Source organism: Nocardioides sp. InS609-2, assembly GCF_023208195.1.
Lineage (GTDB): Bacteria > Actinomycetota > Actinomycetes > Propionibacteriales > Nocardioidaceae > Nocardioides.
This window is the reverse complement of the sequence record NZ_CP060034.1, coordinates 2,049,721-2,064,306: the sequence shown is the minus strand read 5'-3', so window position 1 is coordinate 2,064,306 and position 14,586 is coordinate 2,049,721. Positions and strand designations below refer to the sequence as shown.

17 protein-coding genes and 3 tRNA genes are annotated in these 14,586 nt (G+C 68.6%); 14 read left to right on the top strand and 6 right to left on the bottom strand.

Features of this window, described 5'->3' with window-relative positions; all coding sequences use genetic code 11:
- Window positions 1-35 precede the first annotated feature (35 nt).
- From H4Q84_RS10830 to H4Q84_RS10820, 3 genes are all read left to right on the top strand, one after another.
- Window positions 36-108: transfer RNA gene (locus H4Q84_RS10830), tRNA-Glu, on the top strand.
- A gap of 87 nt (window positions 109-195) precedes the next feature.
- Window positions 196-269: transfer RNA gene (locus H4Q84_RS10825), tRNA-Asp, on the top strand.
- 70 nt (window positions 270-339) lie between these two features.
- Window positions 340-693, top strand: coding sequence for a metallopeptidase family protein (locus H4Q84_RS10820; protein WP_248583394.1), 354 nt, complete (start codon window positions 340-342; stop codon window positions 691-693).
- Here H4Q84_RS10820 and H4Q84_RS10815 read toward each other — a convergent pair.
- The 3 genes from H4Q84_RS10815 to H4Q84_RS10805 are packed head-to-tail and all read right to left on the bottom strand — an operon-like array spanning window position 684 to window position 2,352.
- Window positions 684-1,016, bottom strand: a complete 333-nt coding sequence (locus H4Q84_RS10815) for a CrcB family protein (protein ID WP_248583393.1) — start codon at window positions 1,014-1,016, stop codon at window positions 684-686. The genes H4Q84_RS10820 and H4Q84_RS10815 overlap by 10 nt on opposite strands.
- Window positions 1,013-1,420, bottom strand: coding sequence for a CrcB family protein (locus H4Q84_RS10810; protein WP_248583392.1), 408 nt, complete (start codon window positions 1,418-1,420; stop codon window positions 1,013-1,015). The genes H4Q84_RS10815 and H4Q84_RS10810 overlap by 4 nt, the downstream gene beginning before the upstream one ends.
- A complete protein-coding gene (locus H4Q84_RS10805; protein ID WP_248583391.1) occupies window positions 1,417-2,352 on the bottom strand; it encodes an ATP-binding protein in 936 nt (311 codons plus the stop codon). The genes H4Q84_RS10810 and H4Q84_RS10805 overlap by 4 nt, the downstream gene beginning before the upstream one ends.
- A 202-nt stretch (window positions 2,353-2,554) precedes the next feature.
- Between H4Q84_RS10805 and H4Q84_RS10800 the strand changes: the two genes are divergently transcribed.
- From H4Q84_RS10800 to H4Q84_RS10790, 3 genes are read left to right on the top strand one after another with little or no spacing between them, the layout of a single operon-like run.
- The gene (locus H4Q84_RS10800) at window positions 2,555-4,024 is read left to right on the top strand and encodes an NAD(P)/FAD-dependent oxidoreductase (protein ID WP_248583390.1); all 1,470 of its coding nucleotides are present in this window, start codon (window positions 2,555-2,557) and stop codon (window positions 4,022-4,024) included.
- Window positions 4,025-4,028: 4 nt separating this feature from the next.
- On the top strand, window positions 4,029-4,550 hold the full coding sequence (locus tag H4Q84_RS10795) for a GNAT family N-acetyltransferase (protein ID WP_248583389.1): 522 nt from the start codon (window positions 4,029-4,031) through the stop codon (window positions 4,548-4,550).
- Between the two features lie 33 nt (window positions 4,551-4,583).
- Window positions 4,584-5,612, top strand: a complete 1,029-nt coding sequence (locus H4Q84_RS10790; protein WP_248583388.1) for an arginine deiminase-related protein — start codon at window positions 4,584-4,586, stop codon at window positions 5,610-5,612.
- Between the two features lie 17 nt (window positions 5,613-5,629).
- On the opposite strand, the gene H4Q84_RS10785 is transcribed toward H4Q84_RS10790, so the two are convergent.
- Window positions 5,630-5,702: transfer RNA gene (locus tag H4Q84_RS10785), tRNA-Lys, on the bottom strand.
- A gap of 135 nt (window positions 5,703-5,837) precedes the next feature.
- Between H4Q84_RS10785 and H4Q84_RS10780 the strand changes: the two genes are divergently transcribed.
- The 3 genes from H4Q84_RS10780 (at window position 5,838) to H4Q84_RS10770 (ending at window position 7,328) form a co-directional block, all read left to right on the top strand.
- A complete protein-coding gene (locus tag H4Q84_RS10780; RefSeq protein ID WP_248583387.1) occupies window positions 5,838-6,491 on the top strand; it encodes a maleylpyruvate isomerase N-terminal domain-containing protein in 654 nt (217 codons plus the stop codon).
- A gap of 252 nt (window positions 6,492-6,743) precedes the next feature.
- Complete coding sequence (locus H4Q84_RS10775; protein ID WP_028636594.1) at window positions 6,744-6,947, top strand: cold-shock protein; 204 nt, start codon at window positions 6,744-6,746, stop codon at window positions 6,945-6,947.
- 216 nt (window positions 6,948-7,163) lie between these two features.
- Window positions 7,164-7,328 (top strand): hypothetical protein, encoded by a 165-nt coding sequence (locus tag H4Q84_RS10770; RefSeq protein ID WP_248583386.1) that lies wholly within the window; start codon window positions 7,164-7,166, stop codon window positions 7,326-7,328.
- A gap of 15 nt (window positions 7,329-7,343) precedes the next feature.
- Here H4Q84_RS10770 and H4Q84_RS10765 read toward each other — a convergent pair whose 3' ends face one another.
- On the bottom strand, window positions 7,344-8,378 hold the full coding sequence (locus tag H4Q84_RS10765; protein ID WP_248583385.1) for a hypothetical protein: 1,035 nt from the start codon (window positions 8,376-8,378) through the stop codon (window positions 7,344-7,346).
- Window positions 8,379-8,423: 45 nt separating this feature from the next.
- On the opposite strand from H4Q84_RS10765, the gene H4Q84_RS10760 reads away from it, so the two are divergent.
- The 5 genes from H4Q84_RS10760 (at window position 8,424) to pstB (ending at window position 13,515) form a co-directional block, all read left to right on the top strand.
- Entirely contained in the window at window positions 8,424-9,278 is an 855-nt protein-coding gene (locus H4Q84_RS10760; protein ID WP_248583384.1) for an NUDIX hydrolase, read from the top strand.
- 168 nt (window positions 9,279-9,446) lie between these two features.
- A complete protein-coding gene (gene pstS, locus H4Q84_RS10755; protein ID WP_248583383.1) occupies window positions 9,447-10,565 on the top strand; it encodes a phosphate ABC transporter substrate-binding protein PstS in 1,119 nt (372 codons plus the stop codon).
- A 107-nt stretch (window positions 10,566-10,672) separates the two neighbouring features.
- A complete protein-coding gene (gene pstC, locus H4Q84_RS10750) occupies window positions 10,673-11,623 on the top strand; it encodes a phosphate ABC transporter permease subunit PstC (protein ID WP_248583382.1) in 951 nt (316 codons plus the stop codon).
- Entirely contained in the window at window positions 11,620-12,711 is a 1,092-nt protein-coding gene (gene pstA, locus H4Q84_RS10745) for a phosphate ABC transporter permease PstA (protein WP_248583381.1), read from the top strand. Before pstC ends, pstA begins: the two co-directional genes overlap by 4 nt.
- 24 nt (window positions 12,712-12,735) lie before the next feature.
- Complete coding sequence (gene pstB, locus H4Q84_RS10740) at window positions 12,736-13,515, top strand: phosphate ABC transporter ATP-binding protein PstB (protein ID WP_248583380.1); 780 nt, start codon at window positions 12,736-12,738, stop codon at window positions 13,513-13,515.
- Between the two features lie 66 nt (window positions 13,516-13,581).
- On the opposite strand, the gene H4Q84_RS10735 is transcribed toward pstB, so the two are convergent.
- Window positions 13,582-14,481, bottom strand: coding sequence for a hypothetical protein (locus tag H4Q84_RS10735; protein ID WP_248583379.1), 900 nt, complete (start codon window positions 14,479-14,481; stop codon window positions 13,582-13,584).
- Window positions 14,482-14,586 lie beyond the last annotated feature (105 nt).

Here is a 14,586-nt window from a genome sequence, read left to right as displayed (position 1 = left end):
GCCCCTATGCTGTCCGGGCGCTCGCGAGAGCGCAGGCCCCCATCGTCTAGCGGCCTAGGACGTCGCCCTTTCACGGCGGTAGCACGGGTTCGAATCCCGTTGGGGGTACACCAGTTCTGGCCGGTCATCCCGATTGGGAAACGCCGCCAACGATGGGTTAGAGTTCCACCGCTCCACGAATCACCAGCACCACAAGGCCCCGTAGCGCAGTTGGTTAGCGCGCCGCCCTGTCACGGCGGAGGCCGCGGGTTCGAGTCCCGTCGGGGTCGCAAGCAGGACGCTCCGGATCACCAGATCCGGAGCGTCCATCGGTTTCCCCGGGTCTTCTAGGCTCGGCCCATGCCGGTCGACGTACCTCCTGAAGAGTTCGAGACGATCGTCGACCGTGCGCTCGACGAGATCCCCGACGAGCTGGCCGTGCTGATCCACAACGTCGTGGTGCTCGTCGAGGACGAGCCGCCAGCCGCCGACCCCGGGCTGCTGGGCTGCTACGACGGTGTCGCGCTCACCGAGCGGGCAAGCAACCACGCGTTCGAGCTGCCCGACCGGATCCTGATCTTCCGTGGTCCACTCTCGCGGATGTGCGAGTCCGCGGACGAGCTCGTCGACGAGGTGCGGATCACCGTGGTGCACGAGATCGCTCACCACTTCGGCATCGACGACGACCGTCTCCACGACCTCGGCTACGCCTGAGTGCCCACCACGAAGCCGATGGTGCAGCCGGCCATCGCCAGTGCGAGCGTGAGCACGAGGTAGCGGCTCCCCGCCGACCACCCCCTGTCATGCGTCTGCACGGCCAGCGAAGACCACGTCGTGAAGCCCCCGCAGAGGCCGACGCCCAACAGGGCCAGGGCGTGCTCGCCGGGCGCGACTGCCGACAGGAAGCCGAGCAGTGTCGAGCCGAGCACGTTGACGAGCAGCGTGCCGACCGGCAGCTCGTCGTCGAGCAGGTGCGAGATCGCGTAGCGCGCGGGCGCCCCGACCGCCGCCCCGAGCGCCACGAGCAGCACGATCATGGGTCGACCTCGTCATCGGCAACGGGCCCGGTCGTGAGCCGCCGACCCACGTGTACGGCGACCAGGCAGGCCGCGACGGTGCCGAGCAGGTAGGCGAGGGCCGGCCCGGGGCGACCGTCACCGAGCAGACCGCGCCCCTGCCCGGCGTACGCGGAGAACGTCGTGAACCCGCCGAGCAGACCTGGGCCGAGGGCCAGCGTCAGCAGGTGCCGTCGACGGATCACGGCGGCGGCGGGCAGCAGCGCCAGCGCCAGCGAGCCGGCCACGTTGATCGCGAACGTGGTCCAGGGAAAGCCGGAGCCGTCGGGCACGGCGTACGTCGCGGCCCAGCGGAGCACCGCACCCAGTGCGCCACCTGCTGCCACCGCGGCCAACGCCGCGGCGCGCAGGGGAGATCGGGTCACGACACCCGGTGCCCGGCGGAGCTCGGCCGCGCCGACCACGGCGTCGGCGCCTCGCCGGCGGCCTGGCGGATGAACTCGCCGAGGAACCACATCTGGAACTCGCGCTGGCTGGCCGTTCGAGCGGTGGAGAGCAGTCGCTCGGCGCGGCAGAACGCATCGGCCAGGTCGAACATCTCGAGCATCGTCGTGAAGATGGTCGCTGCCGACTGCGTGGTCTCGACAGTGAGGTCGACGCGCGTGGCCCCGCGGCGTTGCTGGGCGGCGATCTGCTTGTCGGCGCCGGGCGGGATCTGTCGTTCGAAGGTGATGAACATCGTCGACAGGTCGCGCGCCAGCGGGTAGTCGGCCTCGTGGGCGAGCGAGAGCAGCCGCAGCTCGCGGCGCAGGTCGCTGTACTGGTTGCGGGTGCCGATGAAGAGCTTCACGTCGACGCCGAGCAGCTGGACCTCGACGGCGTCGGCGGGTGAGCTCCACTGAGGCTCGTCGGTGCGTACGTCGATGACGCCCTCGCGATAGGCGTCCTCGTGCATCTCGGCAGCGGGCTCGAACCACACGACCTTGCCGTCGGCCTCCATCGAGGCGCCCCAGGTCACCGATGACATGGCCACGATCGACAGGCCGCGCCCGAACGTCGCCAGGAAGCCTTCCTCGGAGTCCTCGTCGTAGAAGGCGGGCTGCGGCGCCTCGGGCTGCGTCGGGGACGCGTCGGCGACCTCGATGCGGGGATGCTCCTGGGTGCCGCGCACCCGCACCCAGAGTGGGGGCTGGCCGTGCAGCACGGCGTTGGTGACCAGCTCGGAGACGCCGAGCTCGGCACACTCGATCAGGTCTTCGCGCTCGAGCTCGTGGCACACCTCGACCACCCAACGTCGCGCGTCGGCGACGGCGCTGGGCTCCGCGTCGAGCGGCAGCGCTTGCTTGTCGAGCGGCACGAACCTTCCTCATTCCGGGGGGCGGAGGGACCAAGCCAATCACGGCTCGTGTACCCATGGGACGCGACACGTAAACGTCTGGGACGCGGAAATGGCACGCGGCTCGCTCGTGTGACCAACAGAACCACGACGCCGGTTGGGATCTGGCCGGCTCCAGGCGGGACAATGAAGGCTCCGAGAGACGCACACAGGAGGGCATCAGATGTCCGACAAGAAGACTCCCGACCGTCACCGTGTAGTAGTGATCGGCTCCGGTTTCGGTGGCCTGTTCGGGGCGAAGGCGCTGCGCCGCGCCGACGTCGACGTCACGATGCTCGCGAAGACCACCCACCACCTCTTCCAGCCACTGCTCTACCAGGTGGCGACCGGCATCCTGTCCGAGGGCGAGATCGCGCCGCCGACGCGTGAGGTGCTCAGCGGGCAGGACAACGCCCGGGTGCTCCTCGGCACGGTCACCGGTATCGACCTCTCATCACGCACGATCACCTCGCACGTGCTCGGCCGCGAGACGGAGACGTCGTACGACTCGCTGATCGTGGCCGCTGGCGCCGCCCAGTCCTACTTCGGCAACGACCACTTCGCCGAGCACGCGCCGGGCATGAAGAGCATCGACGACGCTCTCGAGCTGCGCGGCCGGATCTTCGGCGCCTTCGAGATGGCTGAGCTCGGTGCCAACCGCGGCGACAACGTCGACCACCTGTTGACCTTCGTGGTCGTGGGTGCCGGTCCGACCGGTGTCGAGATGGCCGGCCAGATCGCCGAGCTCGCGCACCGCACGCTCCGCAAGGACTTCCGCCTCATCAACTCCCGCCAGGCCCGCGTCATCCTCGTCGACGCCGCGGGCCAGGTGCTGCCGCCGTTCGGCGCGCGGCTGGGAGAGGTGACCAAGCGGGAGCTCGAGAAGCTCGGTGTCGAGGTCATCCTCGGCGCGATGGTCACCGACGTCGACGAGCGCGGCATCGAGATCAAGTACAAGAACGGCACCACCGAGAGCATCAGGACGGTCACCAAGATCTGGGCCGCCGGTGTGCAGGCGTCGCCGCTCGGCAAGACCCTCGCCGAGCAGTCCGGTGCCCATCTCGACCGCGCCGGCCGCATCGGCGTGAATCCCGACCTGACACTGCCCGGCCACCCCGAGGTGTTCGTGGTCGGCGACATGATCGCCCTCGACAACCTCCCCGGTGTCGCGCAGGTCGCGATCCAGGGCGCGAAGTACGCCGCGAAGACGATCGACGGCCGCCTCAAGGGCAAGGCTCCGCAGGAGCCGTTCAAGTACTTCGACAAGGGCTCGATGGCGATCATCAGCCGCTTCAACGCGGTCGCGATGGTCGGCAAGCTGCGCCTCACCGGCATCGTCGCGTGGTTCATGTGGCTGCTCGTGCACCTCGTCTACATCACCGGGTTCAAGAACCGCATCACGGCGATCCTGCACTGGTTCATCTCGTTCCTCGGCCGGGGTCGCTCCGAGCGCACCTCCACCGAGCAGCAGATCTTCGGCCGGGCTGCACTCAACCGGCTCAAGCGCGGGGCGACCGATCTCGTCTCCGAGCCCGGAGCGTACGACGCAGCGCGCGACCTGCTCGAGACCTCGCGGCGTGCGGAGCTCGAGGCTCAGGCGATCGAGGAAGCGCGACTCACCGACGCCGGCGAGCGCGGCGCAGCGGTCCGCTGAGCTCGTGCCCGTGATCGAGCTGGTCCTGCCGGACCTCCGGTACGCCAACTCGTGGATCGCCGCGGTGCGCGAGTTCGCCGCCACGACGATGCACGGCAGCGGCCTGTGGGACCTCGCCGTCGACGACGCGACGGTGGAGACCCTCGCGGACCGCATCCCCGGTCTCCTCGCCCAGTCCGACCACGCGACCGAGCTGCCAGAGGGGCGGGTCCACAGCGACTACTGGTGGATGGTCGACGGGACTGCGTTCGTGGGCTATCTCGCGATTCGCCACGACCTCACCGAGTTCCTTCTCAACGAAGGTGGCCACATCGGCTACGGCGTACGCCCCTCGCGTCGTCGCGAAGGCCACGCCACCCGCGCTCTCGAGCTGGCCCTCGTGCGCGCCCGTGAGATCGGCCTCGACCGCGTGCTGCTCACGTGCGACGAGGACAACACCCCCTCGCTCCGCACCATCGAGCGCAACGGCGGGGTCCTGGAGGACATCCGCAACGGCACGCGTCGTTACTGGATCTCCCTGGCCTGAGGAGTCGTCGAGGCATGGTCTACATTCCGTCCCGTGAGTGCCCAGGCCCCTTCCGCTGTCATCTTGATCCGAGCCGAACGGTTCACCCCGAACCCCGCGACGGCAGCCGACAACGCGTTCCAGGCGGACGCCCCGGACGGCCAGTCCGACGACGCGACGGCTGCCCGGGCGCTGGCCGAGATGGATGCGGTCGCCCAGGCCCTGCGTGAGGCAGGGGTGAGGGTCCACGTCTTCGCCGACGAGGACCACAGCCGGCCGGACAGCGTCTTCCCCAACAACTGGCTGTCCACGCACGCGGGGGGCAACATCGCGGTCTACCCGATGTATGCGTCCAACCGTCGCCACGAGCGTCGGGCCGACGTGCTGGAGATGCTCAAGTCGTCGTACCGGGTGCAGACGATCGTGGACTACTCCGGTCTCGAACCTGACGGCATCTTCCTCGAGGGCACGGGCGCGATGGTGCTCGACCACGTGTCGCGGGTCGCCTACACGGCACGCAGCCACCGGGCGGACACCCACGTCCTCGAGCGGTTCTGCACCGACTTCGGCTACGAGCCGATGGCGTTCAACGCGGTCGACGCCGACGGCGTGCCCGTCTACCACACGAACGTCATCGCCTGTATCGGCACGGACGTCGCGATGATCGCGCTGGAGATGATCCCTGACGCGGATCGCCGCGCCCAGGTCCGTGAGCGACTCTCGGTCAACGGGCGGACGGTCGTCGAGATCACCGAGGACCAGGTCCGCGAGTTCGCCGGCAACGCCGTCGAGCTCTGCGGCCGCACACCGGACGGCCGACGCCGCTACGTCATGGCCATGTCGGCGCGGGCGCGCCGCAGCCTGCGACCCGACCAGGTCGAGGCGATCGAGGAGTCCTGCGAGATCGTCGCGATCGACATCCCGACGATCGAGCTGGCCGGTGGCTCCGTGCGTTGCATGATCGCCGGCGTCCACCTCGACCGGCGCCCGGCCGTCGAACCCGAGCCCACCGCCGCCGTCGAGGCGATCGACGATAACCCGGTCACCGCCGACGGTCGCGAAGCGGCGACCGCGGACATCTGACTCCTGGTCTGCTTCGGTAGGCCTCCAGGGGCTCGAACCCTGAACCAACGGATTAAAAGTCCGCTGCTCTACCCATTGAGCTAGAGGCCCGGGACCTGGGATCGGCACAGGCGCGTCCCAGTTCCACTGCACGCATCTTGTCAGGGACCCGCCAAAGTGCCGAGTCGGGATGACCGGCTCGTTTCCCGGACGCACCTCGTCCGGATCCTGGCCTAGCCTCCCTGCATGACGCTCACCTTCGCCGGAACCCTCGACCACGCCGCCGTCACGCATGCCGTCGACCTGCTCGTCGACCTCGTGTCGGCGCCGGAGGTCGCAGCGGCCTGGGACAGCGAGTCGGCCCTGCCGGCCATGACGATCGGCGGTCTGGTCAGGCATCTCGTCAGCCAGCCCGAGTGCGCGGTCGAGTTCCTACGCGCCGAGTCGCGGCCGGGCGCCGAGACCGTGTCGTTGATGGACTACTTCGCCCGGGTGGACTGGCTCCACGCGCCGGTCGACAGCCCGGAGAACACCTCCATCAGGGACGAGTTCAACGCCATGGCGGCCGGTGGGCAGCCGCACTCGAACGCCATCCTGGAGCAGTCGCGGGGCGAGCTGCCGGCTGCGATCGCGGCGGCCGGCCCGACGACGTACGTCCCGTGGCAGGACTGCGCCCTGCCGCTCGACGACTTCCTGGTCTGCCGGCTCGTGGAGATCGTGGTGCACGCCGACGACCTCGCCACGAGCATCGGCCGGCCGACGCCAAGTTTCGCCGACGAGGTCCGCGATCCGGTCATCGCCCTGCTCGCCGCCCTGTCCGTACGACGCCACGGCCAGGACGCCGTCGTACGGACTCTTGCGCGATCCGAACGTGGCGGCGGGCCGATTTCGGCCTTCTGAGGGACAAGTTTGGGCACTGTTCACGCTCGACGCTGAGATCTCATCGGCCAGGACGTAGCGATTCCGGGAATGGTTGGTACTGTTGTTGACGCAACAGGTGCAAGTTCCAAGTGGTCTGACGCCCGCGGAGTTTGTGATCCAACGGCGTTTCTTCTCATGGGTACGACTCTTGGGTCGGAGCGACGTGTCACCGCATCTGATGCGGGGTCGTCGAAGTGACGATCTTTCGCCCGATAACAGGAGTAACCAGCAATGGCTCAAGGTACCGTGAAGTGGTTCAACGCCGAGAAGGGTTTCGGCTTCATTGCGCAGGAGGACGGCGGCGACGACGTTTTCGTGCACTACTCGGCCATTCAGTCGCAGGGCTACAAGTCCCTCGACGAGAACCAGAAGGTTGAGTTCGACGTCACCCAGGGTCCCAAGGGCCCCCAGGCGGAGAACGTCCGCGCGATCTGATCGAGCGGATTGACTCGGACAGCACCTGTCCGTGACTTTCTCAAGACAACGAGGCCCCACCCTCTCGGGTGGGGCCTCGTTGCGTCCCTGACGTTGTCCAGAGCCCACCTGGGTGGTGCGGCACGGCACGATTGGGCCAATTTCTTTGGCGGGGATGTTTAACCTCGAATGAACAGGGCATGGTGGATCCGTACACATGTCTGAAGGGAGGGTTGCGTGCACGATCAGTTCGACGTGACGCTTGAAGACGGCGACCTCCTCGGCGAGGTCGAGCTCACCACGACGTTGATCATCGCGGCGAGCGAGTGCGAAGGGCGCTTGAGCACTGAGGAGATCGATCGACTCCTCGGTGTCGTACCCGTGCCCAAACAGCGCGGCTGACGCCCTCCCACCACTTCAGCAGGTGGCGAAGAGCACCGGACCAGACGAGAGGTCCGAGAGCACGTAGCTGCCTTCTGTGGGCGCGAGGGCGAGTACGACGACCCGGCCGCTGGCCCGCACCTCGACCATGTCGAAGCGGTCGGTGAAGTCGCCGCCCTGACCCGGTGCCGGCCCGGACGCGAGCCTTGAGCGGCTGTCGGCGTTGGTCTTGGCCTGATCGTCGGTCTCGAAGGAGAGCGCGACGCGGATGTCACCGTCGAGCTGGGCCGACATCGCGAAGCCGGTCAGCGGCGACACCTTCCCGGCGGCGTCGACGAGTGCGTCGGCCTGCGCCTGATCGGTCTCGTCTGCCTGTGACATCGCCAGCTTCGAGCAGGCGTAGTCACCCGAGTAGACCGACGCCGCCAGCGGGGACCCCGTCTCCGAGACCACGTCGTCGACGTCCTCGATGCCGTCGGCAGCCAGCGCTGTCCTCAGGTAGGAGACCGTGTCGGAGGTGCGGATCTGACCGTTGCCCTCGTCGAGGGCGAAGTGCTGGAGCTCGGGCGTCAGCGTCGGGTCGATGCGGGCCAGCAGGTCTCCGCCGCCCTCCCAGATGCCGTCGTCGGACTTCGGCTTCGTGAAGCCGAGAGCAGCGAGGCGGCCTGCGAACGCGTCGAAGTCGAATGACTCCGGCACCTTGAGCACCTCCACGGCGCCGTCGGGGGACTGCGCGAACATCTCCCACTCCACCGAGGCCGGCGAGATCCCGAAGCGTGCCTGCAGGGCCACCGCCGACTGGCCGAGGGCCGAGGTCGAGCTGAGGTCGCGCTCGAACGCGTCGTCCAGGAAGGCGGTCAGCTCGGCTGACGACGACGTCGACGACACCTCAGAACCGAGCTCGCGGCGTACGCCCCGCCAGTCGGTCCACGAGATGCGCTCGGTGCCGACGGGGGCCAGTGCCACCGCCTTCTCGAACGTCGTGCCGCGCTCGGTGCGCCACCACACGAGAGCGCCCACTGCGACCACGAGCACGACTCCGGCTAGGAGCAGCGCGAGCGAACGACGCATGGGCAGGTCTCCTGGACGAGCGGGAAGTGGTGTGAGACTACTTCCATGCCCTACGACGTCGTCGCCGCCGGTGCTGTCGTGACCCGCCGTGGGGGAGAGGTGCTGCTGGTCCACCGGCCGAGGTACGACGACTGGTCGTTCCCCAAGGGCAAGCGTGACCGCGGCGAGCACATCCTGGCCACCGCGGTGCGCGAGGTGGCCGAGGAGACCGGGCTGCACGTCCGGCTGGGACCGCGGCTGGACAGCCAGCGCTACCCGAGCGGCAAGCGGATGAAGACCGTGCATTACTGGATGGGCCGAGCGGTCGGACCCGACGACATCGGCAGCTACCTCGTCAACGACGAGATCGACGAGCTGATGTGGCTGCCGTGGGAGGAGGCCTCCGCCAGGTTGACCTACCCGCACGACCGCGACACCCTGGCGCAGGCGCGACCGCTGCGCCGCAACTCCCGGGCCCTGGTCGTGCTGCGGCACGGCCTGGCCCGCTCTCGCGATGCTTGGCGGCGCGACGACCGGCTTCGCCCGCTGCTCCGGACCGGGACGATGCAGGCCGAGCGCCTCGTGCCCTTGCTCGCGGCGTACGACCTCTCGGTGATCGCGTCGAGCAGCAGCCAGCGCTGCGTGAAGACCGTGGCGCCGTACTCCGAGACGACGGGCTGGCCGCTGGCGACCCACGACGCGCTGACGGAGGAGGACGCGACAGCCCAGGGGGTGCTCGAGCTCGTCGACCAACTGGTGTACGCCAAGGAAGGTGCGCTCGTGTGCACGCACCGGCCCGTCCTGCCGACCGTGTACGACGCCCTCGGCGTCGACGAGGCGAAGCTCGAACCGGCGGCGATGCTGGTGGTGCACCACCGCAAGGGCAAGGTCGTCGCGACGGAGCAGCACACGCTTCTCTGAGGCGGGCGGGCCGGTCCCGTTCATGTGATGGTCGTCTCGTCACCGGGTGGGCGTCGCCTGATGGGCGATTCGAGTTCACCGCTCGTTCACCGGTGCCCGCGCGGCCGGACACCTGCGCTCCGCACACTTCGTGATGTCAGCCTCCACTCGACTTCAGGAGATTCCGAAGTGACCACCACTTCCATCCGCCGGGCGATCGTCCCCGGCATCGCTGCCCTGGCTCTGGCCCTGTCCGCCTGCGGCGCGGGAAATGAGACCGCCGCCAGCGACGGCACGGGCTCGGGCGACACCGGCAGCGGCTCGCTGACGGGCACGCTCGCCGGTGCGGGCTCCTCCGCCCAGGAGAAGGCGCAGGAGGCCTGGGCGACCGGCTTCCAGGGTCTCAATGACGGCGTCACCATCACCTACGACCCCGTCGGGTCCGGCGACGGCCGCACCAACTTCATCAGTGGCGGCGTCAGCTTCGCCGGCTCCGACTCCTACCTCAGCGACGACGAGGGCGAGCTCACCGGCGCCAAGGAGCGCTGCGGTGGCGAGGACCCGATCGAGGTGCCGGCGTACGTCTCGCCCATCGCGGTCGTCTTCAACCTCGAGGGCGTCGACTCGCTCAACCTCTCGGCCAAGACGATCGCCCAGATCTTCGACGGCAAGATCACGAACTGGGACGACCCGGCCATCAAGGCCGAGAACGACGGCGCGTCCCTGCCCGACCTGGCCATCACTCCGGTCCACCGGGCCGACGACTCCGGCACCACGAAGAACTTCACCGACTACCTCGGCAAGGCCGGCGAGGGCGCCTGGACCTACGAGGCCGAGGACGCATTCCCGGTGGAGGGCGGCGAGGCGGCCGACGGCACGTCGGGCGTCATCACCGCGGTGACCCAGGGCAAGGGCACCATCGGCTACGCCGACGAGAGCCAGGCCGGTGGCCTCTCCGTGGTCAGCGTCAAGGTGGGTGAGGAGTACGTCGCTCCGTCGGCCGAGGGTGCTGCCAAGGTCGTCGCCGTCTCGCCCGCGACCGAGGGACGTCCCGAGGTGGACATGGCGGTCGACCTCGACCGCGAGACCACCGAGGCCGGCGCCTACCCGGTCGTGCTGCTGTCCTACCTGATCGCCTGCCAGACCTACGACTCGGCCGACGAAGCGGCACTGGTCAAGGGCTACCTGGCCTACGCCGTGTCCGACGAGGGCCAGTCTGCCGCCTCGGAGAACGCCGGCTCAGCGGCGCTCGACCCGGCCGTCGCCGAGCGTGCCCAGGGCATCGTCGACGCGATCTCCGCCAAGTGACCGAGGTCGACAACTGACCCGGCAGAGCATCGAGTGCGGCGGGCCGGTCTCCGGTCCGCCGCATTCAGCATCCTTCCCCCGACCGCACAGGACCTGAGGACCTACCGGTGACCACCACGCTCCTTCCCACAGAACCCGACGTCGGGACGGCGAAGCCGCGCATCGGGGACCGCGTCTTCGAAGGCATCTCCCGGTCCGCGGGCATCACCATCCTTGTCGCGCTGGCCGCGGTGTTCGTGTTCCTCCTCATCGAGGGCTGGCCCGGCCTCAGCCAGCAGGCCTCGGTCTACGGTCCACGAGCCACGAACTTCTTCAATTACGTCGGCCCGCTGCTGTTCGGCACGGTGCTGGCCTCGGTCATCGCGCTGATCATCGCCGTACCGCTCGCCTGGGGCATCGCTCTGGTCATCAGCCACTACGCGCCGCGGTCGGTCGCGACCCCGGTCGCGTACGTCGTCGACCTGCTCGCCGCCGTACCCTCGGTGGTCTTCGGCCTCTGGGGCATCACCGTGCTGGCGCCCAGGCTGGTGCCGGTCTACGACTGGCTCGCCACCCATGCCTCGTGGCTGCCGTTCTTCGAAGGCCCTGCATCGGCCACCGGCCGCACCATCCTGACTGCCGGCATCGTGCTGGCGATCATGATCCTGCCGATCATCTCGGCCATCTCGCGCGAGGTCTTCGCGCAGACCCCGCGTCTGCACGAGGAGGCTGCTCTCGCGCTGGGCGCCACGCGCTGGGAGATGATCCGGATGGCGGTGTTCCCCTACGCACGCTCGGGCATGGTCTCGGCGGTCATGCTCGGCCTGGGCCGGGCCCTCGGCGAGACGATGGCTGTCGCGATGGTGCTGTCCGCCGGCGGCGGGGTGTCGCTCAACCTGATCTCGTCGAGCAACCCGGCGTCGATCGCCTCGAACATCGCCACCAGCTACAAGGAGAACACCCCGGCCAAGCTCTCCGTGCTGATCGCCACCGGTCTCGCGCTGTTCCTGCTCACCTTCTTGGTCAACTTCGCCGCTCGCTGGGTCGTGAGCCGCAACGAGCGAAGGATGTCGCGATGAATGCCATCGACCTCGTCGAGGCCACCGCCCACGACTCCGTGCCGATGGTGCACCCTCGGCTGCCGCGCTACGCGCCCGCGATCGTCGGCGTGCTGGCGGCCGCTGTCTCCGGTCTCGCCACCGTGCTGCTCGGCTGGGGCCCGGTTGCCTGGGCGATCGTCGCCGGCCTGGTCTACGTCGTTGCGATGCCGCTGTGGTCGTTGGTCATCGAGAACCGTCGCGCCGCGGTCGACCGGCTGATGACCTCGGTGATCTGGGGCGCGTTCGCGATCGCCGTCGTACCCCTGGTGTCGCTGATCTGGACCGTGATCGCCCGCGGTGCCCCGCGCATCGACGGGACCTTTTTGACCTTCTCGTTCTTCCGCACCGACCTGTCGCAGCCGATCGGCATCTACCACGCGCTGATCGGGACGCTGCTGATCACCCTGTTCGCGGCTCTCATCTCGATCCCGGTGGGAGTCTTCACCGCGATCTACCTGATCGAGTACGGCAAGGGCTCGCGGCTGGCGAGCGCTATCACGTTCCTGGTCGACGTCATGACGGGCATCCCGTCGATCGTGGCCGGCCTGTTCGCCTTCGCGCTGTTCACGCTGATCTTCGGGCCGGCCGTGCGGCTGGGCTTCGGCGGCTCCGTGGCGCTGGCGCTGCTGATGATCCCCGTGGTCGTCCGGTCCACCGAGGAGATGCTGCGGTTGGTGCCCGACGAGCTCCGCGAGGCGTCGTACGCGCTGGGAGTGCCGAAGTGGCGCACCATCGCGAAGGTCGTGCTGCCCACCGCCCTCGGCGGCATCGTCACCGGAGTGACGCTGGCGACCGCGCGGGTGGTCGGTGAGACCGCGCCACTGCTGCTGATCGCCGGTCTCACGACCCGCACGAACTGGAACGTGTTCAGCGAGCGGATGACGACGCTGCCCGTGCTGATCTACACCCAGGTGTCCAACCCCGGCATCCCGCCGCCGGGTGGCGGCCCGGCGCCGGGCATCGCGATCGCGTGGGGCGCCGCCCTGGTGCTGATCGTGATCGTCATGGCCCTCAATCTCATCGCCCGCATCATTGGAAAGATCTTCGCGCCGCCCAGCGGGCGCTGAGTCCGGCTAAGAGGAAGCAACGCAATGGCCAAGAGCATCGACATCAGTGACCTGAACATCTACTACGGGGACTTCCTCGCGGTGGAGGGGGTCAACATGACCATCAAGGCGAAGTCCGTGACCGCCTTCATCGGACCCTCCGGCTGCGGGAAGTCGACCTTCCTGCGCTCACTGAACCGGATGCACGAGGTGATCCCGGGCGCGCGCGTCGAGGGGAAGGTGATGGTGGAGGGGCAGTCGCTCTACGACTCCCAGATCGACCCGGTCGCCGTACGCCGGCAGATCGGGATGGTCTTCCAGCGACCCAACCCGTTCCCGACGATGTCGATCTACGACAACGTGCTGGCCGGCAACAAGCTCAACTCGAAGCGGATGCCGAAGTCGGACCAGGACGCCGTGGTCGAGAAATCGCTGCGCCGGGCGAACCTGTGGACCGAGGTGAAGGACCGGCTCGGCAAGCCCGGCATGGGCCTCTCGGGCGGTCAGCAGCAGCGGCTGTGCATCGCCCGCGCCATCGCCGTGGAGCCGCAGGTGCTGCTGATGGACGAGCCGTGCTCGGCCCTCGACCCGATCTCGACGTCGGCGATCGAGGACCTGATCCACGAGCTCAAGGAGGACTACACGATCGTCATCGTGACCCACAACATGCAGCAGGCCGCCCGGGTGTCCGACGACACCGGCTTCTTCAACCTCAAGGCCGCCGGCGAGCCCGGCCACCTCGTGGAGTTCAACTCCACCCAGAAGATGTTCGCCAACCCCGACAACTCGTCGACCGAGGCGTACATCTCGGGTCGGTTCGGCTGACGTTCCGGGGTAGTCCAGTCACAATTTGTCGTCCAGACGGGGGTTTGACGACCGAAGCCGACTGGACTATCCGGCGTGACGATAGCGCAGGAGCCGCTCACGGGCGGACTTGTCGAGTGCCCGCCGAGCGGCCACGGATTCGGTGGGGATCCACCACGGTGGCGGCTCGAGGGTCCACCCTCGAGGTCTGCCGGACGAGGCGCTCGCGCGCGCATGCGCGGCCCGGAAGCGGCGGGTCGTCGACTCGGCGGCCAGGTCGCCGGCCATGACGACGACGTACTCCAGTCCCACGTGGCGAAACGCTTCCTCCCGGTTGCGGTCGTGTCGCCGCTGGCTGGTCCGCAGGTGTACGGCGCCGTCGTACTCCACGACAACTCCCGCCACGGGCTCCATCAGGTCAGGTGTGCCGAGCAACTGGCCTTCGAGATCGAACAAGGGGCGGTTGCAGGCGAGCGGTGGCAGATCGGCCCGCAGCCAGTACAGACGGGTGGCGGTCTCCTGTGGGGACCAGCTGTTCTCATCGGCCAGGGCCACCGCGAGACGGGCCCGTCCGACACCGGTGCGAGGGCCGTGGTTGCGGACGAACTCGTCCAGCTCGTCGATGCTGACCAGGTCTGAGAAGCAGGCCATGTCGAGCGCGATCACCGCTTCGACGAGCGACGACGCGAAACGCATCTCGTAGTAGACCGAGCGTGCAGCCGTCGTCACGCGGACTCCGTCGACCTGGAGTACGTCGGACTCGGGGCACCAGCCCTCCTGGCTGATGCGCAGTCCGGGCTGGGCCAGGTGCTTGTGTCGACAGGAGATGGCAACGGGCCGGCGCTCACCCGCCCGACCGAGGCCTCCGAACCACGTACCGCCGAGCCATCTCAATGCTGCCCATTCGGTGACGGCGCCGTGGGGCACAGCCGTCGCAGCCTCGAGGATCCGCTGCTTCGGGGTGTCGTCGGAGACGGATGCGGGCACGAAGAGTCCCCGGCTCGTGGACCGATATCGAGGTCCACGCGCCTGCCCCGGAGTCGGACCCGCTACGCCCGTCGGGTCGACGTGCACGGGGCGCGTCAGGCCGGT

Excerpts from the sequence above, each read along its gene's own strand:
- pstB (WP_248583380.1), top strand. The coding sequence starts at position 12,736 with ATGGCCAAGAGCATCGACATCAGTGACCTGAACATCTACTACGGGGAC.
- H4Q84_RS10760 (WP_248583384.1), top strand. The coding sequence starts at position 8,424 with ATGCCCTACGACGTCGTCGCCGCCGGTGCTGTCGTGACCCGCCGTGGG.
- H4Q84_RS10820 (WP_248583394.1), top strand. The coding sequence starts at position 340 with ATGCCGGTCGACGTACCTCCTGAAGAGTTCGAGACGATCGTCGACCGT.
- H4Q84_RS10775 (WP_028636594.1), top strand. The coding sequence starts at position 6,744 with ATGGCTCAAGGTACCGTGAAGTGGTTCAACGCCGAGAAGGGTTTCGGC.
- H4Q84_RS10765 (WP_248583385.1), bottom strand. The coding sequence starts at position 8,378 with ATGCGTCGTTCGCTCGCGCTGCTCCTAGCCGGAGTCGTGCTCGTGGTC.
- pstA (WP_248583381.1), top strand. The coding sequence starts at position 11,620 with ATGAATGCCATCGACCTCGTCGAGGCCACCGCCCACGACTCCGTGCCG.
- H4Q84_RS10780 (WP_248583387.1), top strand. The coding sequence starts at position 5,838 with ATGACGCTCACCTTCGCCGGAACCCTCGACCACGCCGCCGTCACGCAT.
- H4Q84_RS10815 (WP_248583393.1), bottom strand. The coding sequence starts at position 1,016 with ATGATCGTGCTGCTCGTGGCGCTCGGGGCGGCGGTCGGGGCGCCCGCG.
- H4Q84_RS10800 (WP_248583390.1), top strand. The coding sequence starts at position 2,555 with ATGTCCGACAAGAAGACTCCCGACCGTCACCGTGTAGTAGTGATCGGC.